This is a genomic window from Microbacterium sp. B24, from assembly GCF_000333415.1.
Classification (GTDB): Bacteria; Actinomycetota; Actinomycetes; order Actinomycetales; family Microbacteriaceae; genus Microbacterium.
Map to the genome: position 1 here is coordinate 1 of NZ_BADB01000159.1, position 1354 is coordinate 1354.

At 69.3% G+C, this 1354-nt stretch carries 1 protein-coding gene and 1 pseudogene; one reads left to right on the forward strand and one right to left on the reverse strand.

Going from position 1 to position 1354, the window contains the following annotated elements; all coding sequences use genetic code 11:
- A pseudogene (gene groEL, locus I5I_RS03770) lies at positions 1 to 825 on the forward strand (chaperonin GroEL); the annotation flags it as partial.
- Positions 826 to 896: 71 nt separating this feature from the next.
- Here groEL and I5I_RS03775 read toward each other — a convergent pair.
- Positions 897 to 1184 carry a WXG100 family type VII secretion target gene (locus I5I_RS03775; RefSeq protein WP_036316606.1) on the reverse strand — a complete coding sequence of 96 codons (288 nt, stop codon included), beginning with the start codon at positions 1182 to 1184 and terminating at the stop codon, positions 897 to 899.
- Positions 1185 to 1354: the final 170 nt, after the last annotated feature.

Below are 1354 nucleotides of genomic sequence, written 5' to 3' on the forward strand. Positions count from 1 at the left end.
GATCGCGGATCTTCAGTCGGTGGCCGTCAGGCTCCCGGCTTCGGCGACCGTCGCTAGGCCCAGCTGCAGGACATCGCGATCCTCACCGGCGGCCAGGTCATCACGGAGGAGGTCGGTCTCAAGCTCGAGAACGCCACCACCGACCTGCTCGGCAAGGCCCGCAAGGTCATCGTCACCAAGGACGAGACCACGATCGTCGAGGGCGCCGGTGAGTCGGCGCAGATCGAGGGTCGCGTGACGCAGATCAAGCGCGAGATCGAGAACACCGACAGCGACTACGACCGCGAGAAGCTCCAGGAGCGTCTCGCCAAGCTCGCCGGCGGCGTCGCCGTCATCAAGGCGGGCGCGGCCACCGAGGTCGAGCTCAAGGAGCGCAAGCACCGCATCGAGGATGCCGTCCGCAACGCCAAGGCGGCCGTCGAGGAAGGCATCGTCCCCGGTGGTGGCGTGGCCCTCATCCAGGCCGGCAAGAACGCGTTCGCCAAGCTCGAGCTCACCGGTGACGAGGCCACGGGTGCGAACATCGTCAAGGTCGCCATCGAGGCGCCCCTGAAGCAGATCGCGCTCAACGCCGGCCTCGAGCCGGGCGTCGTCGCCAACAAGGTGTCGGAGCTCCCCGTCGGCCAGGGCCTGAACGCCGCGACCGGCGAGTACGTCGACATGTTCGCCGCGGGCATCATCGACCCGGCCAAGGTGACGCGCTCGGCGCTGCAGAACGCCGCGTCGATCGCCGGTCTGTTCCTCACGACCGAGGCCGTCGTCGCCGACAAGCCCGAGAAGGTTGCGGCTCCGGCCGGCGACCCCACGGGTGGCATGGACTTCTGAGTCCGGATCTCCACGGAAAGGCCCCTCTTCGGAGGGGCCTTTCTGCGTGACGGAGCACGATGACGACCGCGTCAGCGGAACATGCTCGCGGCGGAGCTCTCGGTCTGCGCGTACTGGGCGCCGGCGTTGCCCAGGGCGGTGCCGATGTCGCCGAGCGCGCTCTCCAGCTCGGTCTGTGCGGCCCGCCACCGATCGACCAACCCCTGGAAAGCAACGGCGGCGCTGCCCGTCCACGCACTCTGCAGCTGGGTGAGCTGGCCGAGCATCGCGGCGGTCTCTGATTGCAGGCGATCGGCGGTCGCGCGAATCGCCCCGGTGGCGCTGAGTACGGCATCCGAATCCACACTGAACGCGGTCATGGTGAGCTCCTTTCGTCGGTGTGGCGCCACGCTACCCAGCGGTGCAAGGGCGCGCGATGACGGCGAGTGCGCGCGTGCAGAATGCGCTCGGGAGAGGCGCTGGGGAGGAGCCGGCGCGCGGCGTCGCCGGCTCGGGGTCTCAGACTCTAGAGGATCCCCGGGACCGAGCT

Excerpts from the sequence above, each read along its gene's own strand:
- I5I_RS03775 (WP_036316606.1), bottom strand. The coding sequence starts at position 1,184 with ATGACCGCGTTCAGTGTGGATTCGGATGCCGTACTCAGCGCCACCGGG.